This window comes from Methyloradius palustris (assembly GCF_019703875.1).
GTDB lineage: Bacteria > Pseudomonadota > Gammaproteobacteria > Burkholderiales > Methylophilaceae > Methyloradius > Methyloradius palustris.
Window position 1 is genome coordinate 865154 of record NZ_AP024110.1, and the last position, 26345, is coordinate 891498.

General features: G+C 45.0%; 26 protein-coding genes. 11 read left to right on the forward strand and 15 right to left on the reverse strand.

Translation table 11 applies throughout. The features are described from left to right. Positions 1-163: 163 nt before the first annotated feature. A complete protein-coding gene (locus ZMTM_RS04200) occupies positions 164-556 on the forward strand; it encodes an MAPEG family protein (protein WP_221765069.1) in 393 nt (130 codons plus the stop codon). A gap of 14 nt (positions 557-570) precedes the next feature. Here ZMTM_RS04200 and ZMTM_RS04205 read toward each other — a convergent pair whose 3' ends face one another. The 5 genes from ZMTM_RS04205 to ftsY form a co-directional block, all read right to left on the reverse strand. Beyond that, positions 571-1365: a DUF1223 domain-containing protein gene (locus ZMTM_RS04205; RefSeq protein ID WP_221765070.1), complete on the reverse strand. Its 795-nt coding sequence runs from the start codon at positions 1363-1365 to the stop codon at positions 571-573. A 75-nt stretch (positions 1366-1440) separates the two neighbouring features. After that, entirely contained in the window at positions 1441-2370 is a 930-nt protein-coding gene (locus ZMTM_RS04210; protein ID WP_225907093.1) for a hypothetical protein, read from the reverse strand. Between the two features lie 245 nt (positions 2371-2615). Beyond that, positions 2616-3518 carry a permease-like cell division protein FtsX gene (gene ftsX / locus ZMTM_RS04215; RefSeq protein ID WP_221765071.1) on the reverse strand — a complete coding sequence of 301 codons (903 nt, stop codon included), beginning with the start codon at positions 3516-3518 and terminating at the stop codon, positions 2616-2618. Beyond that, on the reverse strand, positions 3515-4186 hold the full coding sequence (gene ftsE, locus ZMTM_RS04220) for a cell division ATP-binding protein FtsE (RefSeq protein ID WP_221765574.1): 672 nt from the start codon (positions 4184-4186) through the stop codon (positions 3515-3517). Before ftsE ends, ftsX begins: the two co-directional genes overlap by 4 nt. 13 nt (positions 4187-4199) lie before the next feature. Then, the gene (gene ftsY / locus ZMTM_RS04225) at positions 4200-5222 is read right to left on the reverse strand and encodes a signal recognition particle-docking protein FtsY (protein ID WP_221765575.1); all 1023 of its coding nucleotides are present in this window, start codon (positions 5220-5222) and stop codon (positions 4200-4202) included. A 176-nt stretch (positions 5223-5398) separates the two neighbouring features. On the opposite strand from ftsY, the gene ZMTM_RS04230 reads away from it, so the two are divergent. The 8 genes from ZMTM_RS04230 to gloA all read left to right on the forward strand — a co-directional run bounded on the left by ZMTM_RS04230 (position 5399) and on the right by gloA (position 11761). Further along, a complete protein-coding gene (locus ZMTM_RS04230) occupies positions 5399-6736 on the forward strand; it encodes a M16 family metallopeptidase (RefSeq protein ID WP_221765576.1) in 1338 nt (445 codons plus the stop codon). Next, complete coding sequence (locus ZMTM_RS04235) at positions 6726-8066, forward strand: M16 family metallopeptidase (protein WP_221765072.1); 1341 nt, start codon at positions 6726-6728, stop codon at positions 8064-8066. The genes ZMTM_RS04230 and ZMTM_RS04235 overlap by 11 nt, the downstream gene beginning before the upstream one ends. A gap of 34 nt (positions 8067-8100) precedes the next feature. Continuing rightward, on the forward strand, positions 8101-8655 hold the full coding sequence (rsmD, locus tag ZMTM_RS04240) for a 16S rRNA (guanine(966)-N(2))-methyltransferase RsmD (protein WP_221765073.1): 555 nt from the start codon (positions 8101-8103) through the stop codon (positions 8653-8655). Continuing rightward, entirely contained in the window at positions 8642-9142 is a 501-nt protein-coding gene (gene coaD / locus ZMTM_RS04245; protein WP_221765074.1) for a pantetheine-phosphate adenylyltransferase, read from the forward strand. Before rsmD ends, coaD begins: the two co-directional genes overlap by 14 nt. A gap of 6 nt (positions 9143-9148) precedes the next feature. Beyond that, positions 9149-9397, forward strand: coding sequence for a YfhL family 4Fe-4S dicluster ferredoxin (locus ZMTM_RS04250; RefSeq protein WP_221765075.1), 249 nt, complete (start codon positions 9149-9151; stop codon positions 9395-9397). Between the two features lie 76 nt (positions 9398-9473). Beyond that, entirely contained in the window at positions 9474-10901 is a 1428-nt protein-coding gene (locus ZMTM_RS04255) for a DHA2 family efflux MFS transporter permease subunit (RefSeq protein ID WP_225907094.1), read from the forward strand. Positions 10902-11065: 164 nt separating this feature from the next. After that, complete coding sequence (locus ZMTM_RS13570; RefSeq protein ID WP_221765076.1) at positions 11066-11275, forward strand: cysteine-rich CWC family protein; 210 nt, start codon at positions 11066-11068, stop codon at positions 11273-11275. Positions 11276-11371: 96 nt separating this feature from the next. Next, the gene (gene gloA, locus ZMTM_RS04265) at positions 11372-11761 is read left to right on the forward strand and encodes a lactoylglutathione lyase (protein WP_221765077.1); all 390 of its coding nucleotides are present in this window, start codon (positions 11372-11374) and stop codon (positions 11759-11761) included. A 43-nt stretch (positions 11762-11804) separates the two neighbouring features. On the opposite strand, the gene dnaJ is transcribed toward gloA, so the two are convergent. From dnaJ to ZMTM_RS04315, 10 genes are all read right to left on the reverse strand, one after another. Then, positions 11805-12926 carry a molecular chaperone DnaJ gene (gene dnaJ / locus ZMTM_RS04270; protein WP_221765078.1) on the reverse strand — a complete coding sequence of 374 codons (1122 nt, stop codon included), beginning with the start codon at positions 12924-12926 and terminating at the stop codon, positions 11805-11807. Positions 12927-13006: 80 nt separating this feature from the next. After that, complete coding sequence (gene dnaK, locus ZMTM_RS04275; RefSeq protein WP_221765578.1) at positions 13007-14938, reverse strand: molecular chaperone DnaK; 1932 nt, start codon at positions 14936-14938, stop codon at positions 13007-13009. 107 nt (positions 14939-15045) lie between these two features. After that, positions 15046-15561 carry a nucleotide exchange factor GrpE gene (gene grpE, locus ZMTM_RS04280; RefSeq protein ID WP_221765079.1) on the reverse strand — a complete coding sequence of 172 codons (516 nt, stop codon included), beginning with the start codon at positions 15559-15561 and terminating at the stop codon, positions 15046-15048. A 134-nt stretch (positions 15562-15695) separates the two neighbouring features. After that, on the reverse strand, positions 15696-16664 hold the full coding sequence (gene waaC / locus ZMTM_RS04285; protein ID WP_221765080.1) for a lipopolysaccharide heptosyltransferase I: 969 nt from the start codon (positions 16662-16664) through the stop codon (positions 15696-15698). Between the two features lie 12 nt (positions 16665-16676). After that, the gene (locus ZMTM_RS04290; protein WP_221765081.1) at positions 16677-17720 is read right to left on the reverse strand and encodes a glycosyltransferase family 9 protein; all 1044 of its coding nucleotides are present in this window, start codon (positions 17718-17720) and stop codon (positions 16677-16679) included. An 11-nt stretch (positions 17721-17731) separates the two neighbouring features. Continuing rightward, positions 17732-18496 carry a glycosyltransferase family 2 protein gene (locus ZMTM_RS04295; protein WP_221765082.1) on the reverse strand — a complete coding sequence of 255 codons (765 nt, stop codon included), beginning with the start codon at positions 18494-18496 and terminating at the stop codon, positions 17732-17734. A gap of 278 nt (positions 18497-18774) precedes the next feature. After that, a complete protein-coding gene (locus tag ZMTM_RS04300) occupies positions 18775-19869 on the reverse strand; it encodes a glycosyltransferase family 9 protein (RefSeq protein WP_221765083.1) in 1095 nt (364 codons plus the stop codon). Between the two features lie 80 nt (positions 19870-19949). Next, positions 19950-21182: an O-antigen ligase family protein gene (locus ZMTM_RS04305; protein ID WP_221765084.1), complete on the reverse strand. Its 1233-nt coding sequence runs from the start codon at positions 21180-21182 to the stop codon at positions 19950-19952. After that, positions 21179-22051, reverse strand: a complete 873-nt coding sequence (locus ZMTM_RS04310) for a glycosyltransferase family 2 protein (RefSeq protein WP_221765085.1) — start codon at positions 22049-22051, stop codon at positions 21179-21181. The genes ZMTM_RS04305 and ZMTM_RS04310 overlap by 4 nt, the downstream gene beginning before the upstream one ends. Before the next feature lie 61 nt (positions 22052-22112). Further along, a complete protein-coding gene (locus tag ZMTM_RS04315) occupies positions 22113-23150 on the reverse strand; it encodes a glycosyltransferase family 9 protein (protein ID WP_221765086.1) in 1038 nt (345 codons plus the stop codon). 152 nt (positions 23151-23302) lie between these two features. On the opposite strand from ZMTM_RS04315, the gene ZMTM_RS04320 reads away from it, so the two are divergent. Further along, positions 23303-24397 carry a glycosyltransferase family 9 protein gene (locus ZMTM_RS04320; RefSeq protein WP_221765087.1) on the forward strand — a complete coding sequence of 365 codons (1095 nt, stop codon included), beginning with the start codon at positions 23303-23305 and terminating at the stop codon, positions 24395-24397. Between the two features lie 63 nt (positions 24398-24460). Further along, positions 24461-26275 (forward strand): phosphogluconate dehydratase, encoded by a 1815-nt coding sequence (gene edd / locus ZMTM_RS04325; protein WP_221765088.1) that lies wholly within the window; start codon positions 24461-24463, stop codon positions 26273-26275. Positions 26276-26345 lie beyond the last annotated feature (70 nt).

A 26345-nucleotide genomic window follows, 5' to 3' on the forward strand; every position in this document is an offset into this window, starting at 1 on the left:
CGATAAAATCAAGCTTGCTATATGACTGGGCTAAATTAGATTAGTGCCATACATTATAAAGCCTGCGCATCAATTTATCAGACACAATAATATGTGGGGTGATGCTATTTCAAAATCAAGCTTAATTAGGCTTTAATAACGACCAATTAATTAGGAGAAAAACATGACATTAGAATTATCCTGTTTAGCATGGCTAGTGGTACTTGCCGTTGTACAAATCATGATGGCTGGGCAAGCACGTACCAAACAATACGGTACCCAGTGGAATGTGAGCGCACGCGACGGCGAAATGCCAGAGCTTAATCCACTAGCAGCAAGACTTGCCCGTGCACAAGCCAACCTGTTTGAAACCCTGCCATTATTCGCCATCGCCATATTGATTGCCACGGTAGCGAATAAAACCAACTGGATGACAGAAGTCGGCGCTGTCACTTATCTCATTGCACGCCTAGTTTATCTGCCACTTTATGCATTCGGCGTACCTGTAGTGCGCACGGTTGTGTGGATGATTTCAATGCTTGGATTTCTGCTGGTGCTTGCTGCCTTGGCATTATGAAATTAACAGGTTGCCTAGCTACATATTTTCAATGCTAGTGCCTGTAACACCGCACCATTGGTTCGGTCTTGCACAAAAGTGGCAACCCCTGCATTGCGAGCTTTCCACTCCGATTTAAGCGTAATGGTACGTTGCCAGCCGACATTGTTGGCATCATTGCCATCCAGCTTGAATGGGCCATAAAACTCGCGCACCACGTAATCGTGGTCTAGTTTTCGCCCACTGTTTTCACCTGCATTGACCTGGCTCGAAAGCTTGTTTTCGTAGATTGCGATAAAGATATCAGCATTTTTACTGTCATTGGCTTGCAGGGTTTGTGCCGAGACTCTCAATGACAAATCGCCATTAGCATTAGGCTCTATATTCAAACTCAGGTTGGCTCGTGCGGGCTGTTTGAGTTGGTCGTTGATGGATTGATTAAATCGTGAATTTTGCTGCCAGCCGCGAAAGTCTGAGCCATTAAATACGACTTGTGGTGTATAGACGAAACGAGAGTTACCCATGCTCGCCACTTCATTCTGCCGTGCACTGTATTCTGGCTTGGCAAAGCGGTCTTTCCAGCCTATGTAATCCCAGTAATCCACATGAAAAGCCAGAGGTACTACTTTGTCTAAGGAATACCCTGCAGCATTGATACTACTCAGCCATTGCTCTGCTGGCGGGCAACTGCTACAGCCTTCTGAAGTGTAAAGCTCCAGTAGCGGTACGCGTTCTTTACCGCTTTGTGCGACACATGCGGCATTGATATACGGGGTGATGAGCATTGAGGCTGTGCCCAGATAAATGGCGAATAAGCGAGCGAACGACATTTGAATTCTCCAGATGAATAAGTCTATAAAACTTAGTCGTGAGAATTGAGCTTGGCTTACATGTTGAATCTCTACTTAATTAAAAGATTTACCGCCGCCACCGAAAAACTCGCCCATGAGGAAGTTTTCCAGTTCATCATTGTCCTCAATTCTTGCCGACTTAGTGACGGTTCGCCCCAGCCTGACAGACTCCCAGGTAAAGTCACCTGGATAATCCTTGCGAATAATCGCAATCATCTTTTTGACGATTGCACGGTTAATATCTTCACCCCTATTCGCTTCAACATTGATGACTTGGTGTTCAGCAATTAACGAGTTCTTTTTCCAGCCATTAAACGAGAATTGTGCATTGTAGGTGCCCTTACTGGTGATCTGGAATACACCACCGCCACCTCCCTGTGGTTGCAGATTTTTCTTGATAATGGCATCGCGCTTTTCTTCTTCGGTTGGGCCTCGCTCAGTGGCCATAGATGCTGCATTCTCCGCTGCTGCTGCGGTTTCTTCAGGCGATTGATTGGCCAAGCGCTTGGCTCGCATCGCATTCACATAAGATTGCATGTCAGTCGGTGCTGGCGTGGTCGGTTGCGCAGCGGAACTTGGTGCAGGTTTTTGCGTGGCGATCACTGGCGGTGTTGGCGGCACAGGGCGCGGTTTAGGCGGCGTGCGCTGTTTTCTGGGCACAATCACTGGATTAGGTTCAGGCGTGACTTCGTTGGGCGGTGCAACTTCGGCGGGTGGCTGTTTTTTAGGTTCACCAAGCTGCACGACGATAGGTGATTGTTCAGGCGGTGCAGTTGGAGGATTTAATGCATTAGGTACCGCTTTCAACACGAATAGTATTAGCAGTGCATGAATCAGCAGTGAAACAATAACTGCAATCAGCGTATTGCGACTGATACGGAAATTGAGGTAGAAATCGCCTCTGGGCGGTAATTCCCAGATAGGCAATGGTGCTTTGGGTTCTACATTTGGCTTTAAGCCAAGATTGATGTCAGTCCCAGTCAATGCTGAATTGCCTTGATGTTTTGGAGATTAGATTGTGCTGGCAAAAGACGCATAAACAACAAATGATTCCAAATGACAGGGGTAAGTGATCTGGAGAATATACTCAGTGAAATGTAATTTTAGTGTGATTCACAAAATCACGCCTGAATATCTTCTATTGATTACAAAGATTTACAAATTTTTTGGTGAAAAACTCTGACTTTAAGACCTGCGGCAGTTGCAGGTGTTCAACTCATTAATTGAAACTAGTTCAGTTTTGACAACGAACGCCCTACAGCAATGTAAGACCCAATCCAGCCTAAACTCAGTGCACTAGCAATCATGACCACGCTGGTAGCAAAATCAGGCAGAGCTAGATGGAAATTACTGCCGTAAGATGCGGCAATCTCAGTCACTGAGCTATTGAATAGGGTAATGACACTTGCCAGAAACAAAGTCGCAGCTAAGCCGCCGCCCAAGCCATAAATAGCACCTGCGTATAAAAATGGTCTGCGTATAAAACGGTCAGTTGCGCCTATCAGCCTGCTGACTTCGATCTCTTCTCGTTGCGTAAGTATTTGCAGCCGTATGGTGTTGCCGATAATGGCAATCAAGGCAAAACCAAGCAACAACACTAGAGCGAGAATTGCTTTTTTGCCTAGCTCCAGCATTGCATAAAGCCGTTTTACCCAATTGGCATCAGCTTGGGCGATTTCAACGCCAGGCCATTGCTGCATTTCTTGCTGTAGCGCTTCAATCGCGGCTGGCTCTATGTTTTTAGGGGTCACGAAATAGGCGTCAGGCAGTGGGTTTTTTTCGAGATTATGGGCGATTTCGGTAGCGCCGCTAGTCGCTTGTAAATCTTGCCATGCTGCATCTTTACTGACGAAACGATAAGTTTTAACTGCTGCATGCTCGCTCAGTTTTGTATCGAGATCAGCGGTGGTGTCGGATTTGATATCCTGCTTCAGAAACAGGCTGATCTGCGGCTCACCCTTGATGTCGCCCGCCAGGCGGTTCAGGTTATCCACAATCACATAGAGAATGCCGGGCAGGCATAGTGTCACGCCCATCACGCAGAACATGAGTAGCGTCGCCAATAAGTTATGGCGCATGCGCGTAAGGACTATCTGCAAGGCTTGCTGGTGCTGGTTGAGCCATTGCTTCATGAGATTAATGTTCCTTCTTCAGCGTTTAGCAATTGCCCCTGATTCAATCTCAGCACGCGTGCGTCTCCGGTGTCGTGCAGATTGTGGGTAGCGATAATCACGCTAACGCCGACTTGCCTGAAGGCATCAAAAATACCCATGATTTCGGTCGCGTAGTTTTCATCAAGATTGCCCGTGGGTTCATCTGCAATTAGCACCGATGGTCTGCTGACTACAGCGCGGGCAATGGCCAGCCGTTGTTGTTCACCGCCAGACAAGGTGATCGGCATGGCTTTTTCCTTGCCTAGCAAGCCAACTTTATCAAGCGCTGCACGAATGCGCTTACCAGCTTCACTACCTGTGACGCCATTGATATAGAGCGGTAATGCCACGTTTTCAAAACAGTTGCGGTCGTAGAGTAATTTGTGGTCCTGGAAGACTAGGCCAAACTTACGGCGCAGATAGGGGAGCGCTGCGGGGCGTAATTTACTGACATTCTGGTTATTGATGAGCACGGTGCCAGATGTGGGGCGCTCAATGCCTGCAATCAATTTAAGCAAGGTACTTTTGCCAGCGCCTGAGTGCCCAAGCACAAACACCATCTCACCTTGTTGCAGCTCGAACGAAACGCCTTTGAGCGCCTCATGGCTGCCAGGGTAACGTTTGCTGACTTGGTCAAAACGAATCATTTCCATGCTTCCATTATGAGAATAGCGCTTCTATGAATTCACTGGCATTGAAAGGGCGCAAATCAGCAATGTCTTCGCCAACGCCAATGTAGCGAATCGGGATAGGCCGTGATTGCGCAATCGCTGCAATTACGCCGCCTTTGGCGGTGCCATCCAGCTTGCTTAGTACTAGGCCTGTCACGCCAAGCGCGTCATCGAATGCATTCACCTGCATCACTGCATTCTGGCCTGTGTTGGCATCAAGCACCAATAATACTTCGTGCGGTGCGCCAGGCAAGGCTTTATCGATGACACGCTGTACCTTGCGAATTTCTTCCATCAAGTTCAGCTGCGTGGGTAAGCGACCAGCAGTATCGGCCATTACGATGTCGATGCCTTTTGCCTTGGCAGAATTCACCGCATCAAATATTACGGCAGCTGGGTCACCGCCATCTTGCGTAACGACATGGACATTGTTGCGCTCACCCCAAACCTGCAATTGCTCACGCGCTGCTGCACGGAAAGTATCGCCAGCGGCGATCAATACTGATTTACCTTCAGCCTGAAACTGGTTGGCCAATTTGCCTATAGTTGTTGTTTTACCTGCGCCATTCACACCCGTGAGCATGATGACGAAGGGCTTGTGCGTTGACGTAACCAGTGGTTTTTGTAGTGGTGTCAGTAATTCAAGTAGCGCCTGTTTAAGCGCCTCGCGCAGTTGGCTGTTGTCACTCAGGCTTTGTCTTTTTACCCTGTTCTTGATGTCATCAAGCAGCTTTTGAGTGGCGGCAACGCCTACATCCGATGTGAGCAAAATCGTTTCAAGTTCTTCATAGACATCATCATCAATCTTGCCGCCGCCAAATAGCCCTACCAGTTGTCCACCAAGCTGGTTGCGTGTGCGGCTGAGCCCTTGCTTGAGTTTTTCAGCCCACGATAGATTGTTTGTTGCTTGGTCTAAAATAGGAGCTTCGGGAATGCTAGATGGCAGAGTTGTAGGTTGTTGCGGTATAGGCGTTGGTTCTGCAGGCTTATCTTTTTTGAACAGGTTGAACATAAATAATGGCAGGGAAACTTTCACTTGAATTTCATAGTATTTTAGACGCATTCAACGCGACGTGCCACGAACTAAGCAGTATTTATCTGGGTCACAGGGTTGCCAATCAGACTTAACTCAAACTATAGCAATAGCGTTACAAGGAGATTCACAAGGTGTTCACCAAAAAAATAATCATGCTCATGCTGGTTTTTCCACTCGCTGCGCATGCCGAGATTCAGGAATTCAAGCTGGATAACGGCCTCAAAATCGTGGTGCAGGAAGACCACCGCTCCCCAGTCGTAGTTTCTCAAGTGTGGTATCGAGCAGGCAGCATTGATGAGGTCAACGGTAAAACCGGCGTGGCGCATTTGCTGGAACACATGATGTTTAAAGGCACTAAAGCCGTTAAAGCAGGGCAGTTCTCGCGCCTGATTGCAGCTGCTGGCGGTAAGGAAAATGCTTTCACCAATCGTGATTACACCTGCTATTTTCAGCAACTGGAAAAATCACAATTGCCGCTGGCAATGAGGCTGGAAGCTGATCGCATGGCTAACCTGGATTTGAGCAAGGAGGAGTTCTCCAAAGAGATCAAGGTGGTGATGGAAGAGCGTCGCTGGCGCACTGAAGACAAGCCGCAATCCATGGTGAGTGAGCAATATCAATCGACGATTTTTCAGGTGCATCCTTATGGTCGCCCAGTCGTTGGCTGGATGAATGATCTGGAAAATATGACGGTGGAAGATGCCCGCGAGTGGTACCACAAATGGTACGCGCCGAATAATGCCACGCTGGTGGTGGTTGGCGATGTGAAGGCGGAGGATGTTTACCAGCTTGCCAAGAAATACTACGGCCCGATCAAAGCGCGCCCATTGCCTGAGCGCAAACCACAGATTGAACCAGCACAAATCGGTGAACGCCGTATTATCGTCAAAGCCCCAGCTGAGTTGCCTTATGTGTTGCTTGGCTTTCATGTGCCAGCTTTGCAAGACCCAGACAAAGACTGGGAGCCGTACGCGCTGGATATTCTCTCCAGCGTATTGAGTGGCAATGGCTCTGCACGCCTGAACCAGAATCTGGTTCGCCAAGATCGTGTAGCGGTTGATGCAAGCGCTGGCTACGACTCTACGCAACGCGGTGCGACTAGTTTATTTGAGTTAGATGGCACGCCAAGCGAAGGCAAAACTGCCGCTGATCTTGAAGTTGCTTTATTAGGTGAAATAGAAAAAATCAAGACACTGGGCGTGACGGAGGAAGAGTTGCAGCGGGTAAAAGCGCAAACCATTGCGGCTGATGTATATAAGCGTGACTCCATGTTCTATCAGGGTATGGAGATTGGCCAACTGGAAACCATCGGTTTTTCGTGGCGTATTCTCAAAGATTATCCAGCCAAGCTTGCAGCAGTAACGCCTGAGCAAGTGCAGCAAGTTGCCCAGAAATACTTGGTGAAAGATAACCTGACAGTCGCCACGCTAGACCCACAGCCCATAGACCCTAACGATAACAAGCCAAAAGGTAAGCCACATGTTCATTAACAAGTTATTGAAATATGCATTCGGCGCGGCTGCTTTATGCGCCAGTTTGCAGGCCAGCGCTGGGTTGAACATCCAGCATTGGCAAACCAGCACGGGTGCTGATGTTTATTATGTTGAAAACCATGACCTGCCAATTATTGACCTCAGCGTGAACTTTGCCGCAGGCAGCGCGCGTGATGAGCTAGCCAAAGCAGGCCTGGCCAGTATTACGCGCTACATGATGACACTGGGCGCTGGTGGTTTGTCTGACGAAGATATTTCCAAACGTATGGCCGATGTGGGCGCGCAGCTTGGTGGTGATTTTGATGCGGACAAAGCCAGTTTTAAATTGCGCAGCTTGAGCAGTGAACGTGAGTTTAATCAGGCGCTGGATATCTATACGCAGATTCTGCAAAAGCCAGATTTCCCTGAAAACGTGCTTGCACGTGAAAAATCACGGATTATCGCAAGCCTGAAAGAGTCTGCGACCCAGCCAGATAGCATTGCTAGTAAAGCCTTCATGAAGGCGCTTTACGGTAACCATCCTTATGCTTACGACAGTCTGGCGGAGCCTGCTACCGTTGATTCCATCATACGCAGTGATTTGCAGTCTTATTATGCCAACCATTACGCAGCAAAAGGCGCAGTGATTGCCATGATTGGTGATCTCACCCGCGAGCAGGCCAACCAGTTGGCGGAGAAATTAACTGCAGGCTTACCACAAGCTTCTGCAAACGTACCACTTCCAGCAATGACATATCCGCTACAAGCCCAAGAGCAGCGCATTGCGCATCCAGCCAAGCAATCCCACATTTTGATAGGCTACCCTGGTGTGAAACGTGGAGACCCTGATTACTTTCCGTTATATGTCGGCAACTATATTCTGGGCGGTGGCGGCTTTGTTTCACGCCTGACCGAAGAAGTACGTGAGAAGCGTGGCTTGGTCTACAGCGTTTACAGCTACTTCATGCCGATGGCGGAATTAGGTCCGTTCCAGATTGGGTTGCAAACCAAGCGTGAGCAGTCTGAAGACGCCTTGAAATTGGTACGTGAAACGCTGAATACCTTTATCGTTAAAGGAGTCACAGAACCTGAATTGAAAGCCGCTAAGCTGAATATCACTGGCGGTTTCCCACTGCGCTTGGATAGCAATGCCAAGATTCTGGATTACCTTGCAGTGATTGGCTTTTACAAGCTGCCATTAAGTTTTTTGGATGACTTTAATACTAATGTGAATAAAGTCACTACTGCACAGATAAAAGAAGCATTTAGTCGTCGCATTGACCCGAGCAAGATGGTGACTGTAGTCGTGGCGGGGAATGTACCAGCCACAGCCGCTGAAGGAAAATGATAAAATCGGGCTTACTGTTTAATTGAGCCCGATTTTGTCAGCAAACAATAAAGTAAGAATAGGCGGTGGTGAGTGGCGCAGCCGTATGGTGACCTTCCCCGACCTGCCAGGTTTACGCCCTACACCTGACCGGGTACGCCAGACACTATTCAACTGGCTGGGCCAAGACTTAGAGAGTTTGGCCTGCCTTGACCTTTTTTCAGGGACTGGTGTGATGGGGTTTGAGGCATTATCTCGCGGGGCTCAGCAGGTAGTGATGGTTGAAAAGGCTGTTCCAGCCTATAAATCTCTACAGCAGAATAAACAGCAACTAAATGCCGATACTGCACAAATCCTCAATATGGACGCCGTGCAGTTTCTGGCAAAAAATCAGTTGGTATTTGACGTCATATTTCTTGACCCTCCCTACAATCAGGGCTGGCTGGCTAAGCTCTTGCCCACATTGAGCTCCCACTTGAGTTCTGAAGGTGTTATCTATGCCGAGGCCGAGTTTGCCATTGAAGATGATGACCATTGGCAAGTCATCAAACACGGCAAAGCGGGCAATGTTTTTTATCACCTGTTAAAATCACGCCATGAAAGCACTTAAAGTCGTTTATCCAGGTACCTTTGACCCTATTACTCGGGGACATGAGGACATCGTCCGTCGCGCTGCGGGATTGTTTCCCGAGGTGATTATTGCAGTAGCTCAAAGCCCAGGTAAAGCGCCATTCTTTGGTCTGGATGAGCGTGTTGCTATGGCTGCCGAGGTCTTGAAAGATTGTCCGAATGTCAAAGTGTTGGGCTTTTCAGGCCTGCTCATGCAGTTCGTTAAAGCACAGGGCGCGCATGTGGTCATCCGTGGCTTGCGCGCAGTTTCTGACTTCGAATATGAGTTTCAGTTAGCTGGCATGAATCGCAATATGTTTCCTGAAGTCGAAACCTTATTCCTGACGCCTGCTGAGAAATACATGTTTATTTCTGCCAGTCTGGTGCGCGAAATCGCAAGACTGGGTGGCGATGTCAGTAAGTTTGTCTCGCCATTAGTGCAAGACCATATCAGTCAGAAAATCAGCGAACTTAGTAAGAATCGTTAGGTTGATATGGCATTAATGATTACAGATGAATGCATCAATTGCGATGTATGTGAGCCAGAATGCCCGAATGGTGCGATCTCACAAGGCGAGTATATCTATGTGATAGACCCCAATCACTGCACCGAATGTGTTGGCCACTTTGATGAGCCGCAATGCCAGCAGGTGTGCCCAGTTAGCTGCATTCCGTTTGACCCCGATGTTATTGAAACTAAAGATCAGCTCTATCAGAAATATTTGAAGATTTCAGCTGTTTAGATTGCTGAAAGTCTAGAGTTTTCAATCACTCTGCAATTAAGTTTTTGCCAATTCGCTATCAATCCTTTCAGGAGACATGATGTCCTTAACAGCCCTACTCAATAGACGATGGATGACACTGATCGTGCTTTGTCTGGGCGAATTAATGATCGTACTCGATACCACTATCGTCAACGTTGCGCTCCCTTCTATTCGTGCAGACTTGGGTTTTACCGAGACATCTCTGGTGTGGGTGGTGAATGCCTACATGCTGACTTTTGGTGGATTCTTATTACTTGGTGGTCGTTTAGGTGATTATTACGGGCATCGAAAATTATTCCTGATTGGGTTGATTTTATTCACGGTTGCTTCATTGGCCTGCGGCTTGGCTAATACCCAACTCATTCTAGTAGTTGCCAGAGCGATACAAGGTCTAGGTGGCGCCGTTGTCTCAGCCGTGGCCTTGTCATTGATTATGGATTTATTCACTGAGCCAGGTGAACGTGCAAAAGCGATGGGTGTATATGGATTTGTCTGTGCTGGTGGCGGTAGTATCGGGGTGTTGCTGGGTGGACTACTTACTAGCCTGTTCAACTGGCACTGGATATTTTTAGTTAACCTGCCAATCGGAATAGGGGTATTGATGCTGTGCATGAAGCTGATACCCCGCGACCATATTGAGCAAGATTCCAGCAGCCATGATATCGCTGGCGCATTCACTATTACTGCATCGCTTATGCTGGCAGTTTATGCCATTGTGAATGGTAATGAAATGGGCTGGACTTCAATGTCAGTGATAGGCATGTTGATTCTCGCTGCTGCCTTCTTGGCGACTTTCATTGCGATTGAACAGCGCGTTGCTACACCGCTGGTACCGCTGGCTCTGTTTCGTTTACGCAACCTAGCCATCTCTAATATCACTGCGGTGTTGTGGGCCGCATCAATGTTCGCTTGGTTCTTTATTTCAGCCTTGTATATGCAGCTAGTGCTGGGCTATAGCGCTATGCAGGTTGGGCTCGGATTTTTACCTGCCAACCTTATCATGGCGGCATTTTCATTAGGTATCTCGGCCAAAATGGTCATGCGCTTTGGTATTAAAATTCCGCTCATTGCAGGTCTGCTGATGGCTGCGCTGGGCTTAGCCTTGTTTGCCCGCATGCCGTTGGATGGTCACTTTGTCATTGACCTGTTGCCTGGCATGCTGCTGCTAGGTTTGGGCGCAGGTATTGCATTCAACCCTATGCTGCTTGCTGCAATGAACGATGTATCACCAAAAGAATCGGGTTTGGCATCTGGCATTATCAATACCTCGTTCATGATGGGAGGTGCGCTAGGCTTGGCTGTGCTTGCTAGTCTCGCTGCTATGAGAACTACATATTTGATGGGGCAGGGGACTGCGGAAATTGCTGCGCTTAATGGCGGCTACCAGTTGGCCTTTGCTCTGGGGGCTGTTTTTGCAGCTATGGGTGGACTGCTTAGCGTCTTGCTTACCAGCAAATCCCCAGCGCACATGGCAGCTCACTAATCGTATCTGTACCGCCAACCAGAAACGTTGATAATCCCAGCCCTCGGCGTGCTGGGCAAGGTCCAGTGTATTTATGAATGGGTGCGATATCAGGAATATTCTGCTCTAATTAGTGTCAGATTTAAATTTTGAACCAGTTGTATGAATAATGACGGAGATTATGTGTGCTAGCAAAACGCAATCCTCTTTGCCCGATCTGTAATGAAATTAATGGATGTGCAATCGCCAGCACAGGTGATTTGCAAGCGCAGTGTTGGTGTAAACAACAGAATATTTCTATTGATGTGATCGCAAAAGTACCCGAATCCGAACGCAATCAGTCATGTATTTGCATGAATTGTGCTGGCAACTTTGCACTCGAGTCTTCAGACTAAGCTCGCTGGAGTCGGATAAACAACACGGCGTATAATTCATTAAACGCTAGTAATTTTTTTAAATTAAAAAGATAAAAACGAATTAGGAGAAGATCAATGCGAATGTTACACACTATGTTAAGAGTCGGTGACTTGAATAAATCCATCAAGTTCTATGGCGATGTGTTGAATATGAAACTGCTGCGCAAGCATGATTTCCCTGACGGTAAATTCTCGCTGGCCTTTGTTGGCTACGGCGATGAAAAAGACCATACCGTCATCGAATTAACCCATAACTGGGATACTTCAAGCTATGACAAAGGCAACGCCTACGGCCATATTGCGATTGAAGTGGACGATGCTTACGCCGCTTGTGATGCAGTCAAGAAGGCAGGCGGTAAAGTAGTTCGTGAAGCTGGCCCAATGATGCATGGCACCACCGTGATTGCTTTTATTGAAGACCCAGATGGCTACAAGATTGAATTTATCCAGAAGGGTACGCAGTAGAAATTATGTAAATAAAAAGGCCTGCAATCGCAGGCCTTTTTATTTACTCAAAGAAATCTTTCACCTTATCCATCCAGCTTTTGTTTCTAGGGCTATGCTTGCCAGAATCTTGCTGATTAATGGTTTCTAGCTCCTGCAACAACTCTCTTTGTCTATCGGTCAGTTTAACTGGTGTTTCGACTATGACATGGCACATCAAGTCGCCATTATCACTACCGCGCAATGGTTTGATGCCTTTGCCACGCAGGCGGAATACAGCGCCTGTCTGCGTTTCCGCTGGAATCTTCATCTTGGCATGGCCATCCAAGGTGGGAATCTCAATCTCGCCACCCAATGCAGCAGTGGTAAAGCTGATGGGCATTTCGCAATGTAGATTGCTGCCTTCGCGCTGGAAGATGTTATGTGGCTTGAGGTGAACGACGACATACAGATCGCCTGGAGGGCCGCCATTAACGCCAGCTTCGCCTTCGCCAGATAGGCGAATGCGATCGCCTTCATCCACACCTGCTGGAATCTTAACCGCTAGTGTTTTGTGTTGCTTAACGCGACCACCGCCTTGGCAGGTTGGGCAAGGTTCCTTAACCATTTTGCCGCTGCCATGACATTTAGGGCAGGTTTGCTGTACTGAGAAAAAGCCTTGTTGCATACGCACTTGGCCATGGCCGCTACAGGTAGTGCAAGTGACAGGCTGCGTACCAGGCCGTGCACCTGATCCATGGCAGGTTTCACACTCTGACATGACTGGAATGCGGATCTTGGTTTCAGATCCTCTCGCCGCGTCTTCAAGCGAGATTTCCATGTTGTAGCGTAGATCAGCGCCACGATAAACATTAGAGCGACGCCCACTAGCAGCACCGCCAAAAATATCACCAAAGATGTCGCCAAACGCATCAGAGAAATTGCCGAAACCCTGACCACCAGGCCCGGGGCCAGCGCTAGGGTCTACACCTGCATGGCCATATTGATCATAAGCTGCGCGCTTTTGATCGTCCGAAAGCATTTCGTAGGCTTCTTTCGCCTCTTTAAAGCTTTCTTCGGCTTTTGGGTTATCTGGATTGCGGTCTGGATGATGCTTCATCGCCAGCTTGCGATAAGCCTTTTTGATATCATCTTCAGACGCGTCCCGGTTTAAGCCGAGAACTTCGTAATAATCACGTTTTGCCATTTATACTCGCCACACATAGCACGGAGGACAGCGAGGGTGCAGATTGCTCTGGCCTCGCTGTCCCCCGTGACTGGTTAGATTTATTTCTTGCTGTCTTTTACTTCTTCGAATTCCGCATCCACGATTTCTGCATCTACGGTTTTCTCATTCGGTGTGCCTTCGTTGGTTTCAGCGCTGGCAGTTTCTGCCTGGCTGGCCGCATAGACTTTTTCACCCAACTTTTGTGAAGCTTCCATCAATGCATTGCTCTTGGCTTCAATCGCATCTTTGTCATCAGACTTCAGCACTTCTTCCACTTCCTTGATGGCAGCTTCGATGGCGTCTTTTTCGCCAGCGTCTAGCTTGTCGCCATGTTCAGCCAGTGATTTCTTCACGCTGTGGACCATGCCGTCTGCGGTGTTGCGCGCATCAACCAGTTCACGCAGCTTCTTGTCTTCATCGGCGTGGGTGGCAGCATCTTCTTCCATGCGCTTGATTTCTTCTTCACTCAAGCCAGAGTTAGCCTTAATCGTAATCTTGTTTTCCTTGCCTGTTGCTTTGTCTTTGGCAGAAACATGCAAGATACCATTGGCATCAATATCAAAAGTCACTTCAATTTGCGGCATACCACGTGGTGCAGGTGGAATATCGCTCAGGTTGAATTGACCCAAACTCTTGTTGCCAGAAGCCATTTCACGCTCACCCTGTAACACCTGAATGGTCACTGCGGACTGATTATCATCAGCTGTAGAGAACACTTGTGCAGCCTTGGTTGGGATGGTGGTGTTCTTCTTGATCAGCTTGGTCATGACGCCACCCAAGGTTTCAATACCCAAAGATAATGGCGTTACGTCTAGTAACAGAACGTCTTTCACATCACCTTGCAACACACCACCTTGAATAGCAGCGCCAACAGCAACCGCTTCATCAGGGTTTACGTCTTTACGTGGCTCTTTGCCGAAGAACTCTTTAACCTTTTCTTGCACTTTAGGCATGCGAGTCTGACCACCGACCAAAATTACATCTTGAATGTCGGTCAATTTAACGCCTGCATCTTTAATCGCCACTTCGCATGGTTTGATTGAACGTTCAATCAGGTCTTCAACCAAGCTCTCGAATTTCGCGCGGTTGATCTTTACAACCAAATGTTTAGGGCCAGTGGCATCCGCGGTAATGTAAGGCAGATTCACTTCAGTTTGCTGGCTAGATGAAAGCTCGATTTTGGCTTTTTCTGCTGCTTCCTTCAGGCGTTGTTTCGCAAGCAAATCGTTGCGCAGATCGAGACCACCGTTTTCTTTCTTGAATTCATCAGCCAAGAAATCGATCAAGCGGTTGTCAAAGTCTTCACCACCAAGGAAAGTATCGCCATTGGTAGAAAGCACTTCAAACTGGTGCTCGCCATCAATGGTTGAAATCTCAATGATGGAAACGTCAAAAGTACCGCCACCTAAGTCGTAAACAGCAATCTTGCGATCACCTTCCTGTTTGTCCAGGCCGAAGGCGAGGGCAGCAGCAGTAGGTTCGTTGATGATACGTTTAACTTCAAGACCAGCGATACGGCCAGCATCTTTAGTGGCTTGACGTTGACTGTCGTTGAAGTAAGCTGGTACGGTAATCACTGCTTCAGTAACTTCTTCACCTAGATAGTCTTCTGCGGTTTTTTTCATCTTACGCAGAACTTCGGCTGAGATTTGTGGTGGTGCCATTTTCTCGCCACGCACTTCTACCCATGCATCGCCGTTATCGGCTTTAGTAATGGTGTAGGGCATCAAACCGATGTCTTTTTGCACTTCTTTTTCATCAAAGCGGCGGCCAATTAGGCGCTTTACAGCATACAGCGTATTTTTTGGGTTAGTAACAGCCTGACGCTTGGCTGGAGCACCAACCAGAATTTCGCCATCTTCCTGATAAGCAATAATCGATGGAGTTGTGCGAGTGCCTTCAGCGTTTTCGATCACCCGTGGCTTGCCGCCTTCCATCACTGCGATACAGGAATTTGTTGTTCCCAAATCAATACCAATAATTTTACCCATCATGTTTTCCTCGTAATTTTTAACTATAGATTGGAGTCATCTAAATACTCATGTTCTAAAAGTGGGGATTATGTTTTCCATTTCAAGAAGCTGAGTTGTATTTTTATTTAACTTTTTGCCTTGGCAACCATGACCAGCGCAGGTCTCAGCACGCGGTCATTAAGCGTGTAGCCTTTTTGCAGTACGCTGACTACGGTGTTTGGTTCTTGGTCTGCTTCTACAGAGCTGATGGCTTGATGTTTGTTCGGATCGAATTTCTCACCGACTGGGTTGAGTTCCACGATATGGAATTTCTCAAACACATGGGAGAGTTGTTTAACGGTAATCTCAACACCATTCTTGTAGCTTTCGAGCGTGCCAGTTTCTATATTTAATGCGGCTTCCAGACTATCTCTGACAGCAAGTAATTCGCCTGAAAATTTCTCAAGTGCAAATTTACGTGCTTTATCGATGTCGTCCGCTGCACGGCGGCGAATATTTTCACCTTCCGCTTTGGCATACAAAACAGCGGCTTGTTGCTCTGCCAGTTGCGCTTCTAGCTCAGCAATCTGATCTACTTGGTTTGTGTTTTCTTGATCCAGTGGGCTTTCCTGGTCCATAGGAGTTTGGTCTTCTTGCTGCATGGCTATCCTTTATCACTTGGTAATTTTTATTAATGATAATTACTGCATCTAATTCAATTTAAATGAGGCGTCTTGAGTTATTTTCAAGTCTATTTAACGAAAACTCTATTAAATATGCGAAACAGGTTTGTAGCTTAGCGTTTGAGTTCCGAGAAGGCTGTGAGCACTTGATTGACGTCGGGACTGTCATTTTTCCCGCCAAGATTAATTGCAATAGAGCCTTCACCAGCGTAAGCACCATTCAATGCTGGGTAGGTATCTGTATAAATCGCGATACTAGGGATTTTTAAAGCGATTGCAAGATGTATTAGCCCAGTGTCTACGCCGATTGCTGCAGTTGCTTTACCAATAACGCCTGCTAGTGTTGCCAGGCCGAATTTTGGTAGCACTATAGATGACGCTACATTTTCAGCAATTGTATTCGCGCGTAGATGCTCATCCTCATTTCCCCAAGGTATTACTAAAGTAAAGCCTTTAGCTTGAAGTGCTTTGCCCAGTGCAATCCAATGATCAACTGGCCAAAGTTTAGAGTCTCTGCTTGTGGCGTGAAAGGCAATCACATAATTTTCAGGTAAATCAATACCAGATTCGTCGTCTGATGGCCTAGCTGATAACCCATACTCAGGCAAGCTGGCAGGCAAAGTGTAGCCAAGCGTTTTAGCTGCTAGTGCACGGTTTTGCTCAACAGCATGCTGGTTGCGAGGCACAAAATGCGTGTGATGGTAAAAAAGTGCCGCTAACGGCTCACGTGTAGTTTTGTAATTCTGACCATGCCGAATCCCCTTGGCAAATGTGGTGATTAATGCGCTCTTAAGCAAGCTTTGCATATCCAATATCAAGTCATATTGTTCGGCACTTAATTGCTTTTTAAAGCATGATATTTCGCGCCACGTACTTTTGCTAAACAAGTGCTTGCGCCAACGTCTGATGGCAACAGGAATGATTGCATTAATGTGAGGATTAAGCGCCAATATCTCAGCAAAACTTTCCTCAATCACCCAATCAATTTTTGCGTCTGGAAACTTTGCGCGGATATCGGCAATGATAGGCAAGCAATGAATTGCATCGCCCATAGACGAGGTTTTGATGATAAGGATGTTCATATATCTTTGTGATTAAGCAAAGGTTGCAAGCCTTGCTTGTAATTTTTCAAACACTTGTTGAGGCTGAATACCATCCATACAGGGATTTGGACTGCCGCATGTTGGTTTGCTGTCTAACTCAGCGCTTTTGAAGCATGCGCAGTCATCACCAACGACCACTTCTTCAGCTTGATAATGAGGGGCCACGGAACGAATAGAGTTGCCAACTGCATATAAACCAATTACAGGAATACCTAAGCCAGCAGCAAAATGTAAAGGGCCTGTATCACCTGCAATAAAAAGTTTTGCACGGCTTATTAATGCTAAAAACTGAGCTAAGTCTGGGATGGATGGAATGATGATGATGTTGGCATCCATCTTTTTAAAATCCGCAAGCAAGGTGCGCTCTCTCGCATTAGTACCAGCTGAAAACGCTAATGAATAACCTGCATTTCTAGCAAGTTTATAAAATTCGTACCACTTTTCCAATGGCCACTCTTTTTTCACTTGAGAAGTTGCTAAATGACATAAAATCGTATTCGGGGGAATGATTGTGCTCACAGCGTTAATCGCTGCGGAGTGATTCGAAATACTGAGCTTTAAATCATTTTTCGGCTTAATTCCCCATTGCGCAAGCAATTGAAGATGTGTCTGAGCATAGACGTAACTGAGGGATTCAATAGCAACTGTGTCCGTATACCCAATTTTTTTAATGAACCCTTGTTTGTGCTCACGATATGAAAGCCTGATGGGCGCGCCTACTAGTAGTCCAAATATGGCACCTCTATCATTGCCGCCAAAGTCCACAACTCGATCAAAGCATTCTTTTGTAAGAGATTTAATGAGTGGCCAAGTCTCTTTAATGTTTGCTTTTCCGCGTTTTCTGGGCATTGCCCATAGCTTATCAATGAACGTTGAATTCTCAAGTAAGGGAGCCATTTCTGCGGCTATCAGGACATGTAATTCTGCTTGCGGATAATGCAGTTTAATTGCTTGCAAAGCTGGTGTAATAAACACCGTATCACCAAAGTACTTAAATTGAATAGCAAGAATCTTCTTCGGGTTAAGCCGTTCCATATTTAGACGTTTTAGCCCAGTTCTTTGTTATTTAACATCATGAGTTTGAGGTATTTGTAATAGGTTGTTTCAGCATTGTATACAGCAAGTATAAATCCCATGCGACCATCTAATATGCCAAGTTTCAAAATGTATGTTCGAAGAAATGCCCATAGTCCACGCAACACAGCGCTTAAAACACTAGTTTGTTTGTTCTTGGCCAACAACATGGCGGCCCCATCACTGGAATATCTGTTTAGCTTGATAAGAACATCTTCTAGGTTGTTGTAGCTTAAGTGAATTAATGGGGATGACAGATTTTTTATCTGACAATTTGTAATCAATTTTTCGTGAACAATATCGTCACTAAATTTTGCTTCACCACGTTTAAATAATCTTGTTACATAATCTGGATTCCATCCAGAGTGATTAATAAACTGCCCACAAAAACTCGACGATCTTGAAATTTGAAAAGCTGAGTTTAAAGGATTCGACCTTATCGTCTCTTCTATTTCTGAATGCAACGCTTCTGACACACGCTCATCCGCATCAATTGATAATACCCATTCATGGCTAACTAAAGCCAATGCGCGATTCTTTTGTTTACCAAAACCTTGCCAATCTTTTGCAATATGTACTTTAGCGCCAAATGAACGGCATATTTCGACAGTGCTGTCCATGCTGCCAGAATCTATTACAACAATCTCATCTGCCCATTTGACTGAGGATATACACTCTAAGATGCTATCTTCTTCATCCTTGGTGATGATGATGATGGAGAGTTTAGGTGGGTTCAATTTGCGAGCGGTTTGTGAGTTTTGTGAATGATGATAACTAAGCGAGATCAATATACCTCAGAAAGAGCAGTTTGTTCTACAGTATGCTCAATAACTCTTACATCATATGGTATTTCCGAAAACTGTGATTTGTGTTTCAAATGAGTCAATGATTTCGCTGCTTAAATATGAGGATTGATGGAGTAATACACATAATGGGCGTTCGCAGGCCGTATTGAATTAAACTATTTAGGATCTAATCCACGTCAGTCCCAAGTTCTATATAAATGCATTTTGCATTAGGCGGAATGCTGCTGGGCTGTTTTGACCATGTTAATAATGTCTTCTGGGAGAATCGTATTAATGTCGCGAGATTTTGCCTGAATTGACAGGGCGAGTAATTCATCTGGCAGCCGCCATATAGGATTGATGGCATTATTGAATAATGAGAGCACAGGTTTATTTGTGCTGATCGCAAGATGCATTAAACCGCCATCTGCAGCAATGATGAGGGATGATTCTTGCATGATTTTTTGACATTCTTTTAGGCTGGTTTCCCCCACCAAGTTTTTTATTTCAAAGGTATCGTCTTCTAACGATAGTATTTTTTCCGCATAAGAAACACCATTTTCACTACCCACGAGCACTACCTTTTTTTTATCCATTTTTTTAAGCTCTAAAACAACCTCATACCAGTGCCTATAAGTTCTGGTGGAGTCTGCACCTCCTATGGCAATTGTTGTTACATCTACGTTGTTTATTGAATGTTCTGTAATTTTCGTTAAGCTGAGTTTTTGGTGTGCATGATAGGAAAGTTGCGCACGGGTAAGTGTTGTGTTCAATAATTCAACAATTTTTTTTGTTGAATAAAGTGAGCGATTAATTTCAGGACCAGAAAATTTACCAAATATACTTAACCATGGCAGGTACCAAGCATAGTAAATTTTGTGGCGAATGGATCGCCATTTCATGCTTGATACAATCACAAAGTCATATTGCTTTGCATTAATCTTGGACTTGTCTGATTCAACCCTATTCAGCCATTGGTCGTCAGCAAACAGTGACGCGATATGTATTGGGCAGAATAAATCAATTTGAATACCATGTTCATTAAGTAGTGATCTTGGCGCCAGATCCATTAAGGCATCCCCAATTTGTGGAATATCATAATAAAGCCATAAACATTTTTTCCATTGCGGCTTTATATGCTTGACCAAGTATTTTTTTTGTCCGCTTAACCGATATGCTAATAATCTGCGAAATGCACGCCATCCCAGTTTAGGTATTCCTTTTTCTGGCAAATATATAGATTTGTTAGAGTGAATAGGATGAGCAATTGATTGAGAAATCGAGTCTATTGCCTCTTTAATCAAAAAGCGTTTTAAGCATTTCATGCGGAATTGCACTCTAATTTAATCTTTGTGTTTGTTTGGGCTTGCTGGCTAGACCATCGAAAAACTTCTAGGCTACCTTCTTAATTCTTGTTACTGATGCTGGGATTGGGGGTATCAGCAACAAGGCTACTGCTTTTTGGTATATAAGCACTAAGTAGGACACCTGCAAGTACGCAAAAAAACTTTCCTTCTGCGGCGTCTAGTAAAAGTGAATTAAACAGCGACCCTATTACCATCGTAACAATGAGTCCTTTCATTGCTGTACCGTAACTAGTTTTTTTTAGTTGGCTGGCAGTACGCCACTGAGTGGTGAAAAATGCCATTAACGCGAAAAGTCCAACAATGCCAAGCTCGTGAGTAATAAGTAGGAATTGGTTGTGAGGGTTAACTAAATGATCGATAGCAAGATGTTTAGATGTTGCTAGTTGGCTAAACTCTTGTTCAAAACTCCCCGTTCCTCCTCCCAAAAATGGATGCCTTTTAATTAAGATTAGCGTGTTTGTATAATATTCAATTCTCTGGTCTGATGATGTTTCTACTACGTTGGCATGGTGGCTTGATATTTCTTTGCCAATTACGGTGAGTCTGGAATCTGGTAAAAATTGATGGCATGTCAATGTAATTGATATTGCAATGCTAAAGCCAATTATTGCTCTTTTCCCCCATGTTTGATAAGAAAAAAGTGCTAATAAAACAAATGCTAAGACTTGGCCTGTGCGACCATTGACTAAAAATAATATATTGAAAATTACCAGAGCTGAGAAAATAAGCCATGTGAGTCTGAAGTAACCCGTGAGGTTTTTTGCCTTCATCAGCATTAGAAACATTGCAAACGCCATAAGTATGCTTTGGTATATGCGGTTGGTAAATACGATATAACCTTGCGTAAGGTCTTTAGGAGTAATTAGCCCACCCCACATTAAGTAAGAGGCTGTGAGGGTGATAATTGAGCTAATTAAGAAAGCATTAATCGCATAATTTCTGTGGCGGTCTGAGGTGATTATGCTGATGACGATGGGTATGTAAAGTAATTTGTGATATCTAAACCACCACATGGATTTTGTATGCCAGTCAACGTTGGAATAAACCATTCCAAGGCCGTATAAAACAAATAGTCCAATAGCAATAGTTGACGCTGGATTCTGAATTATTCGCTGGTACTTGGTTTCCCACTCGCCAGAAAATAACCAAGCTAAAAACAATATGCCTATTGTGATATTGATAGCACCTATTCCAAATGGAAAACTAAAACAAACAGCTATGATGAGCCACGGTAATATTGTCTGGTTGAGTTGTTGGATGTGTTTAGTCAATTGGTTTCTTTTACTAATTTATAATGTTTTTTGCTCAACTCCCAGCCAAATAAATTCTCTAGTTTCATCGCATATCTGTGTTTAATTTCTCTACGTGTGGCTTGGTAATTTGGATTCTGGTGGTAGCTTTGTTCTGCTTCAGTTCTAAGCCAAGTACAAATAATTTCAGGGTGCGACTCAGTAAATGGTTTTAATGCTTGGGCATCAATTTGATAACCGTCAAAAAGTGGGTGGTTATGGCCCCAATAGTGTCCAACACGCTGATTTTTCTCTCGCATTGCTGCAATGTTTCTGACATGTCCATAATGATAAATTGAGGCATTTGCCAAAGCGGCTTTGGGATATCTGCCATGCTTGTTTTTGTCCATGATTACAAAATATAGACCATCTGGTGCCCAGCTACGTATTGTGTTTCGAATAATGCGAGGTGCTCTGCGGTACCAACCTGGGCTAATTGCTAGCCAGTCAGGGCTGCCGTAAAAATGCTTGTAATCAAAAACTAATGCCTCAACTTCTGGGTTCTTTAAATGCTTTTGCATGCTTGCGCGTATTGTTTCAATGTCTTGTTGGTGCAATATTTCATCACCCTCAAGATAAAATGCCCAGTCGCCCGTGCATGCATATTGAGCAATCATTTTCTGCTGGGCATATACGAAACCTCTGTCCTGCATTTTTTCATTCCAATGAGTTTCGATAATTTTGATTTTATCTGACGGAATGTTCTTAACTCTCTCAAGCGTATCGTCCTCACTTTTACCAACTACTACAATGAGTTCATCGCAGAGCGGCAATAATGATTGAATGCTTTCAATAAATGGATATCCCAGTAAGGTGCCATTTTTGATAAATGTGTAACCACTGACCTTCATAAGTATTTACTAAGGTTGAAATGAAGAGGGCTTAATTATAAGCGTATATGTATTTTATACCTTATATGCTTTGAGATTTATCAATATGGAAATTTAAAGTGTTAATAATGTCTCTTGTGGCTCGTGCGACTTGATTGGGGTCAATGTTATCCACTTTTTTATTTGCGATTAATAAGCGATTTATTTCTGATTTAGGGCTCCAGCTAATGATTGCAGCAGGGGCTATAAAAATCGCAACGACTGGGGTGTTGAATGCCGACGCAATATGAATTGCGAAGGTATCTGGGCTAATTAAAACATCGCAATCACGAATAAGTGCAGCAACGTCTAAAATATTTTTCTTGGGCGGAGTGATGAATATTTGGTTTGAGTGTTTTGATGAGTTAAGCTCCTTTTTTAAGTCGGAAGCATGTTTTGTGTTTTGAGATATGATGTGTAATAAGACTTTTGGGGCTATAGCGAAAATAGAGTCGCAAATTAGTAGTACTTTGGGGGGGGATAAACGTCGATCATCTCCGCTTGCGCCAGAATTCAGTAAAATCTTTGTGTAGTCTGATGAGTGGGTATTTCTCCAATACTCATTTGCAAAATTTATAGAATCTTGAGGCAAGCTTAGCTGAGGTTTAACTTTAACTGGGGCGCTAAGAATAGTATCTAAAACGGCTTGGCATCTATCAAGAAAATGACCATCGTCCCAGTTTCTTATTATTAATATGTCGTTCTTTCTGCCTACAGGTGTTGTACTTATCCATAAAATTCGCTTTATCCGAGCGGCCCACCTCATGATTGAGAAACTTTTACCTTGATGTTCCCCGCTTGTTACAATCGCTATTGAATAATTGCTCCTGCTCAACTTCAGGCCGCACCAGAAACGTGTTAATACGCTACGACTGGGGATGATAAATACTTTGTTAATGTCTGGGTTTGCTTGCCAGATAGCGGCGTTGTTTTTTCCCGCAGCAACATCAATAAGGCAACTTACCCATTGTTGCTTCAGCGGTTTAATCAAGCTATTTAGTAAGACGGCATCTCCGATTTTATTATCGTGACTAAAAATGAGAATACGCTCTGGATTTGTGATTGTTGTATTTATACGCATGAGGCTTTCAATTACAATTTTTAATATACTTGGCAGCTTACTTCAATAGTTTATTTTTTTGTCAACCTTAATAACAGAAGTATTTTTCTGCCCCTTTTTTAGCGTACGGCTAGGTTTTATATTGTTAACAAGGATAGAGATTTAGTGTGGTTATGGCGAATTTTAATAAAAAATTGTCTTTGAAAGTCAAAATTAAAGCATGGGCTATGCGCAGGCTATGCAAAAAAGAATCTCCTCAACCGCTTAGCCATCAATCAGTAAAAAGTATCCTTGTCATGCGCTATGACCGAATTGGCGACATGATTGTAACGACTCCATTGATTCATGTCTTACGTAAGTATTATCCAGATAGCCACATCATGGTACTGGCGAGCAAGGCAAATTATGATGTAATTATACAAAATCCAGATGTTGATGAGGTACTGATTTTCCCCAAATCATTGCTTGCCCGTATAGCAGTATTGATGAAGTTGAGGAAAAGAAAGCTATCTATGGTAGTCGATTTGTACCATGATTTAATTTGGCACGCGATTATTGCGATACGATTAATCCGTCCTACTTGGGTATCCAGTAGTTTTAAGAATAATCGTTATGGAGTCGATGCCAAATCACTAGATTTATACGATGTGATGAGTAAGGTTGATGTTACACACCCAATCTCTGAGATTTATTTAGGTATAGCAACAGCATTAGGCGCCAAATTAAATAGGGATGATTATTTCTATAGATTAAATCCAAATGCCGAACAACGACAGTGGGCAAATGCAAATATTAAGCAAGGTGTTAATGTGGGTATTAATTTGTTTAGTAGTCATGTAGATCGGCGACTGAAATCAGAAGATTGCATAGCATTGTGCCAGCAAATATTGAACGAAAAACCAGATGCTAATGTTTTTCTATTGGCAACACATCAAACATTAGCTGAGATGAAGCGTTTAGCTGACTCTATGGGAAGTTCAAAAGTTTTTGTTTTACCGCCAAAAGATAACATTATGTTTATTGTTAGCTTCATTAAACTATTAAATTTTTTGATCACGCCTGATACGTCCCTTGTTCATGTTGCTTGTGCTTGTAATACCCCTTTTATTGGGGTTTATCCAAAATCCTCTGGAAACTACACGCATTGGAAGCCAAAACATCTATCCAATAGATTTAACGTTATATTTTCATTAAAGGAAAAGTCTTTAGATGGCTATTCTAAGCAAATGCTAAAACAAGCAGTGCATGAAATGATGGTCAAGCTTTAATTTGACGGTAATGCTCTCATTAAGGATAATCAAAGACTAATTTAATTCTATAAATCACATCTGATGAAACAATCCCTGATCGAAGTGACACAGCGCATACAAGAACGTAGCGCGCCTACGCGCAAGGCGTATCTGCAGCGTGTTAATCATGCGATTACCACGCCTAGAGGGGCTGATAGGCTTGGCTGTGCCAATGTGGCTCATGCATTTGCTGCCTTACCAACTAGCGATAAATTCCGTGTGGTGGCAGAAAAAGCCAAGAATATTGGCGTGATAACCGCTTATAACGATATGCTTTCTGCGCATCAGCCGTATGAGACTTTCCCAGCGATTATTCGTGATGAAGCCCGCAAGCTAGGCGCTACAGTGCAAGTGGCTGGTGGTGTACCAGCCATGTGTGATGGCGTCACACAAGGTGAGCCTGGCATGGAACTCAGCCTGTTTTCACGCGATACGATTGCGATGGCGACAGCTGTTGGTTTATCCCATGACGTATTTGATGCCGCTTTATTATTGGGCGTTTGCGACAAAATCGTGCCTGGTCTGTTGATTGGTGCTTTGCATTTTGGTCATCTGCCCTGTGTGTTTGTGCCTGCTGGCCCGATGAGCACGGGTATCGACAACACAACCAAATCAAAAGTGCGCGAGAAGTATGCGCAAGGTCTGGTGGGGCGTGAGGAGCTATTGGCGTCGGAATCTGCTGCGTACCATGGTGCTGGCACCTGTACTTTCTATGGCACGGCCAATAGTAACCAGATGCTGCTTGAAGCCATGGGTCTGCATGTGCCAGGCGCTGCGTTTATCCATCCACATTCTGGCATGCGCGAAGAATTGACCCGTGAAGCTGTGCGTGCAGTGTTATCTATTACACAAGGCCAGCGTTTCACGCCCATCGGCCAGATGGTTGATGAGCGTGTGATCGTGAATGCAATGGTGGCCTTGCTGGCTACTGGCGGTTCTACCAACCACCTGATTCACTGGGTCGCTGTAGCGCGGGCTGCCGGCATTATTATCGACTGGACAGACTTCTCTGATCTTTCAGACAACACACCATTGTTGGCGCGCGTTTACCCAAATGGTAAAGCTGATGTTAATGAGTTCCAGAATGCAGGCGGCCCAGCTTTCGTTATTCGCGAGCTGATAGATGCTGGCTATATGCATGCTGATGTTTCCTCGGTTGTGATAGGTGGTTTGCGTGATTTCTGTAAGCAGCCAGCTTTGTTCGAAAAAGACCTGATCTGGGTTGATTTACCTGAGCAGACACCTGACGACACCATCGTGCGTAATACCGAGAAGCCATTCAGTGAGTCTGGCGGTATGAAGTTGCTGACTGGCAATCTGGGCCGTGGCGTAATCAAGACGTCTGCAGTGCCAGAAGATCGCCAGATTGTTGAAGCACCTGCCATTATTTTTAATGGTCAGGAAGAATTGCTGGCAGCGTTTGAGCGCGGCGACCTAGAGCGTGACTTTATTGCCGTGGTTCGATTCCAGGGCCCGAGTGCCAACGGTATGCCAGAATTGCACAAACTGACGCCCCCATTATCTGTACTACAAAGCAAAGGTTTCCAGGTTGCAATCGTGACTGATGGCCGTATGAGTGGTGCTTCAGGCAAAGTTCCTGCAGCGATTCATGTCAGCCCTGAAGTGAATATGGGCGGCCCATTGGGCAAGGTACGCGATGGCGACATCATTCGCTTGAATAGTATTGTTGGCACCTTGAACGCATTGGTCGACTCCGATGAATGGGCAGAGCGCGAGATTGTACACATGAGTGATCAACAGCGTAATGGTAATGGCCATGGTATGGGTCGTGAATTGTTTGGCGGTATGCGTAGGCATGCACTCAGCGCCGAGCAAGGCGCAGTCACCTGGCTATAATCTGCTTCAGAATTGAGCGATAACTGCGTTGCCTTCGCTTGCCGTACTTATTGTACTGTCTTCGCTCAGG